This window comes from Vibrio sp. 1402, from assembly GCF_033340275.1.
This window is the reverse complement of the sequence record NZ_JAWOWE010000037.1, coordinates 1-4,438: the sequence shown is the minus strand read 5'-3', so window position 1 is coordinate 4,438 and position 4,438 is coordinate 1. Positions and strand designations below refer to the sequence as shown.

Annotated in this window: 8 protein-coding genes; 1 reads left to right on the top strand and 7 read right to left on the bottom strand. The window is 42.6% G+C overall.

Annotation, left to right across the window (positions count from 1 at the left end; genetic code table 11):
- Nucleotides 1-456: 456 nt before the first annotated feature.
- A complete protein-coding gene (locus R7044_RS23885) occupies nt 457-705 on the bottom strand; it encodes a hypothetical protein (protein WP_005398517.1) in 249 nt (82 codons plus the stop codon).
- 158 nt (nt 706-863) lie between these two features.
- On the opposite strand from R7044_RS23885, the gene R7044_RS23880 reads away from it, so the two are divergent.
- Entirely contained in the window at nt 864-1,079 is a 216-nt protein-coding gene (locus R7044_RS23880; RefSeq protein ID WP_031819061.1) for a hypothetical protein, read from the top strand.
- A 234-nt stretch (nt 1,080-1,313) separates the two neighbouring features.
- Here the strand turns inward: R7044_RS23880 and R7044_RS23875 are convergent, their stop codons facing one another.
- The 6 genes from R7044_RS23875 to R7044_RS23855 all read right to left on the bottom strand — a co-directional run bounded on the left by R7044_RS23875 (nt 1,314) and on the right by R7044_RS23855 (nt 3,962).
- Entirely contained in the window at nt 1,314-1,484 is a 171-nt protein-coding gene (locus R7044_RS23875) for a hypothetical protein (RefSeq protein WP_005398424.1), read from the bottom strand.
- Nucleotides 1,485-1,500: 16 nt separating this feature from the next.
- Nucleotides 1,501-1,788: a NadS family protein gene (nadS, locus tag R7044_RS23870; protein ID WP_029946694.1), complete on the bottom strand. Its 288-nt coding sequence runs from the start codon at nt 1,786-1,788 to the stop codon at nt 1,501-1,503.
- Nucleotides 1,778-2,170, bottom strand: a complete 393-nt coding sequence (locus R7044_RS23865) for a type II toxin-antitoxin system RelE/ParE family toxin (protein WP_224723981.1) — start codon at nt 2,168-2,170, stop codon at nt 1,778-1,780. Before R7044_RS23865 ends, nadS begins: the two co-directional genes overlap by 11 nt.
- 61 nt (nt 2,171-2,231) lie before the next feature.
- Entirely contained in the window at nt 2,232-2,465 is a 234-nt protein-coding gene (locus R7044_RS28670; RefSeq protein ID WP_169567099.1) for an MbeD/MobD family mobilization/exclusion protein, read from the bottom strand.
- A complete protein-coding gene (locus R7044_RS28665; RefSeq protein WP_353616425.1) occupies nt 2,466-2,915 on the bottom strand; it encodes an MbeB family mobilization protein in 450 nt (149 codons plus the stop codon).
- Between the two features lie 705 nt (nt 2,916-3,620).
- Complete coding sequence (locus R7044_RS23855; protein ID WP_169600790.1) at nt 3,621-3,962, bottom strand: MobC family plasmid mobilization relaxosome protein; 342 nt, start codon at nt 3,960-3,962, stop codon at nt 3,621-3,623.
- Between the last annotated feature and the right edge of the window lie 476 nt (nt 3,963-4,438).

Below are 4,438 nucleotides of genomic sequence, written 5' to 3'. Positions count from 1 at the left end.
CCGCAGTTCTCCCTCTAGCAGCTACAAGAGAGCGGTTTTATCGTGCTTTCGCAAGTTTTGATTAGTGCCTTTACCTGCCACCTTTGGAACTTCCCTTGGTCGGTGGCTGATGCGCATCGCTCTGTCCAAAACATCTTGAGTCCAAACAGAGTGCAGGAATACTTGAAGTGCTTAAACGATATGGGCTATCATGAAAGGACTTACACAGGCCGTCAAACCGGTAAGTATTCCGATCAAAGCCGACCTTGCAGGGTCGGTTTTGTCACATCTGGGGATTGAGATTACAACCAAAGAGCTGGGATCTCAACGATCCTTTTCTAAGGTAATGAACGTCCTCAAGAAAAACGCCTCCCATTGGGAGGCGTTTTTCGTATCTGCCAGATGTAAAAAAGGTCGCCGGTTTGGGCAACCTTTTGCGTTCTATCGTTCAGTTCGCACAACGAGTGTTACGTTAAATTACTCATTACTTTCTTTTAAACCAAAGCAGTCCCACTCTATCAGCAATCGACTAAAATTATTTTTTGAAAGATATTTGGCATCTACACACTTACCATCATCATCGTACAGCACAAGGAAAAAAGAACTCGATTCTAGTGTACGACCTAACGAAAGCCATTGAGCAACAATTGTCTCGTAATGTTCTTGATATGATGCGATTTCAAAGCCTTTGTTATTCGATGTTTTAAAATAAATTTTTAGTTTCACGCTTTATCCCATTTATCTCATACACATCATATTTAAGACTAGGTTTGTGTGAGCAATTGAACGTTCTTAATAGACTTAGGCCAAAAAAAACCACTATATACGCAATTGAGCACTATTATAAAGTTACATGCATATCAACACTTTGTGAGTATTGCGTTATGGCTTTGTGTAAAATAAAAAAATACGACACTTTAGTAGATGCTCATACGATTAAACTTCTCGAAAATTTAACAATGGAAATTGGAAATGAAGAAGTTGCTCTACAAGTCACTATTTTGTCATTTGAAAAACTTTGGCATCAAATGGAAATGCATGGAGAGCCCAAAAACACATTTGAATGGCTTCAAATCGAAGCAAAGAAGCTCATAATTTAAAGCAACATAACGTTGTTTTGGTGCTTATTATTCCTATTACGTTAAATAGCCGACTTAGCATCTCAAAACGCCAATCTGACGCTCTCAAAACGCTCCTGGAGCGTTTTTAAGCACTTATCCTTACCTAATTAGCCAGAAATCGGGCTGTAAGTTTGTGACGCTTTCAGAGCGATTTACAGGACAAAAAGTTCGCAGTTCGATTGAAACAAAAAACGCCCTCTAAGGGCGTTTTTTCTATGTTTTCATCTTATCGATGGCATCTTTGGTGATCAGCTCGTTAGCTATCTCTAAGTTCTCTTTGTACTTCTTCTCTTTGTACTTCTCATATTCAAATCGAGATAACGAACTTCTCGGATCGTACTCGTAACGCTGACAGAATTGCTCAAAAGTAACAGCTGCACTCATAGACACCTCTTAATCTTTAAACTGAAAACTTCGCATAAAGCTCTGGCTCTTTAGAGAGTAGAGTTAGGACTTTGCTTGCTAAACCTGTCGGATTTCTCCGTCCTTGCTCCCAACTTTTCACGGTATCAATACTCACATCCATCGCTTGTGCCAACTCTTTTTGGCTGACATCCAGTTGTGCTCGGATCGCTTTAACATCGGCAATCTCATAACGAGTGACATTCGCAGGAGTCTGCTCTCCTTTTGCAATCGCTTCGGCTTGCTTCATCGATGTATAAAGTTCATCAAAAATACTATTGCTCATTGTCATACTCTCTCTTAATCGACCTCGACACTTCTTTAAGGAGATTCTTCTCTTTCTGAGTTAAAGAGTCCTTTCTCCCTTTCTTGTACAGCAACACCAAATAGACAACATCAGGTTGGATCAGTAAGTAAATCGTTCGATAACCACCACTCTTACCTGTCGATTCTCCAGCAAGGCGAACTTTTCTTAGCCCTCCCGTTCCGACAATCAACGATCCCATTTCTGGGTTTTTGATGATGTCTGACTGCAACGCTCGAAACTCTTCATCCGTGAGCATCTCTTTTCGCTGAGATTCAAACAATGGCGTTTCAATAAACTCTAATGCGTAGCTAATAACCCGATCCTCTCCCAAAAGAATAGGAGTACATTGTACTCCTGGCAAGCGTGTTTTCAAATGTATTAACGATTAAATCCGAAACCTCGACCTCTGCGATTTTGTCGTGCTAACGACTGCTCTTGCTGTATTGCTTTTCCAACGACTGGAGCTGCTGCGTCAAGTTGTTTACTTGCATGGTCAAGCTGCTCACACTGCTCTGTAAGCGTTGGTTCTCCTCGCTGCTCTGCTCGAATCTTTTCTCTAAATCCTTGTAGAGCTTCACGAACTCGCTGTGCTGCTCCTTGTGCTGCCTCTCTAAAACCTCGAAGGCGTGCAAAAGTTGTTTCTCTAGCTCGGTCATTTATTTCCTCTCCAACTTGATCAGCTCGTTCTTGCCATCGTTCATTGTCCACCCCTCCAGAATCGAGTAACCCTCTGGTATCACAATAAAACGTTCCCCTTTCTGGCTCTCGTACAGAGAAAGCCCCCAAGTCTTGTTCTGGAACTGCTCTAGGATCGCTTTTTGGCGGGCTATCTTTTTCTGATTGTCTAATATCGTCTGCCCTTGATACCAAGCGATCCCGTAACTGACGATCACCAAAAATAACAGGGTCACTGGCAACCAAATCCATGTTTTCATCACCAAGAGATTCAAACGTGATTGCTGCTCTTGGATGTCGTTTATGATTTTCTGCTCGCTTGATTTCAACGCATCTTGAATACGTTGTTCGTGCCTCTCGAAGTCTTTCTTTAGCGTTTGCTCGATAGCGTTGGCTTGCTTCTTCGATTGCGAATTGAAGTCCCTCGCCATATTCAAAATCTTGCTCATACAACAAACCTTTTAATCTTATGTTTCGTTTCCCACTTTCGGGATTCTTAATGCTGATGCTTTTAGCTGTCACTCTGGCAATCTCAAATCCTTTGCTTTCAAGCGCACCAATTACCCCTTTTCGACTACGGATTGCGCCTGATTGAGCAAGATTAAGTAGGCCATCGGTAAGAAGTTGCTGAATCTCTTTTGCATCGGATGGAGTGTCTTTAGCACTCACCAAGCCTTGCTGATTAGCAGGGTCATCTGGGTCATGAAGCCCTAGTTCAAGATTCTGAATGGTGCGCCACGCATCGATACGAGGATTGTCTGCAAAGTGGTAGTAAGGTTGAAGTCGCTTGCCAGAATGAAGCTCAATATTTGGAATAACAAAGTTCAGCTCTAACCGCCCTTTATCAAGATGCTCTACCCAAAGAATGGAGTATTGGTCTTTGTCTAAGCCTGGTAACAAAGCCTTTTCAAAATCAGCCATGAGGCGATCTTTAATCTCTTGTGATAAGTCCGTTTCAGCAAAACAGAGAAAGCCCGATGTGTACTTTTTGGCGTAAGGACTCGAATCAATGAGTGATTGAACTAAATCAGGATCGCCTTGATTGAGTGTCGCCCTCTCCCGATTTCTATCTTTCCCTAAGAGATAATCAACAGGGCCACTCCCAACGCCCTTACCTCTACGAGCGAACTGAACAATCATACTGAGATCTCATACTGTGCCATTATTTGCCCAAGCTGACGCTCGATTGCTGAAAGTTGAGCCAATACTTGAACCACATTCACGACATCATAATTCTGGGTATTCACTACTCTAGTGATCTGATTCAAGTTATTTCCAAGTCCAGATAACTGGCGCAATAATGCGGGGTCTACTTTAGGAACATTGGCTCTTTTAAGAGTCCGTTCCCCAAGACAAGTCTCTCTCACCCAAGGAGCTAATTCCGCACCATCACACCGATCTTTCAGAGCTTGAAGTTCAGCCTCAGTGACTCTGATCTTGATGGACTTTTCTCGTATTACTTTCTTCTTTTCAGTCATGGCAATTCTTTAGTTTGAGTGCTTTTAACTAGGGTTAAGGGAGCGTAGCGTCCCTTACAAGGCACAATGACAACGTAACGAAGTGGAGGGGTCTTTGTGTAGCCTTGCTTATGTGCTTAACAAAAGATAGAAAGTAAGATAAAGAAATGCAAATAAGGGAAATCATGAAGTATCAAACAATGACAGTAAGAGCAAAGAGGAGGCTAGCCAAGCTAGCGCAAACCACCCTTTCGGCTGCGCCGACCCCTACCCATTTCAACTCAAATTTATGAGTGATTTGGGTATCTTTTTGGTCGCTTTCAGATTGGGTAAGTCTCTTCCCTTTCGGGCTGCCCTGCGCTGTGAGTAAGGCTTTACGCCCCCATTCCAGTCTCACAACACTAATCAATTATTCCTTTTCCGCAGTTCTCCCTCTAGCAGCTACAAGAGAGCGGTTTTATCGTGCTTTCGCAAGTTTTGATTAGTGCCTTTACCTG

Bases quoted from the DNA above. Each gene is read 5' to 3' on its own strand.
- R7044_RS23880 (WP_031819061.1), top strand. From the start codon at position 864: ATGGCTTTGTGTAAAATAAAAAAATACGACACTTTAGTAGATGCTCAT.
- R7044_RS23875 (WP_005398424.1), bottom strand. From the start codon at position 1,484: ATGAGTGCAGCTGTTACTTTTGAGCAATTCTGTCAGCGTTACGAGTAC.
- nadS (WP_029946694.1), bottom strand. From the start codon at position 1,788: ATGAGCAATAGTATTTTTGATGAACTTTATACATCGATGAAGCAAGCC.
- R7044_RS28670 (WP_169567099.1), bottom strand. From the start codon at position 2,465: ATGACCGAGCTAGAGAAACAACTTTTGCACGCCTTCGAGGTTTTAGAG.
- R7044_RS28665 (WP_353616425.1), bottom strand. From the start codon at position 2,915: ATGGCGAGGGACTTCAATTCGCAATCGAAGAAGCAAGCCAACGCTATC.
- R7044_RS23855 (WP_169600790.1), bottom strand. From the start codon at position 3,962: ATGACTGAAAAGAAGAAAGTAATACGAGAAAAGTCCATCAAGATCAGA.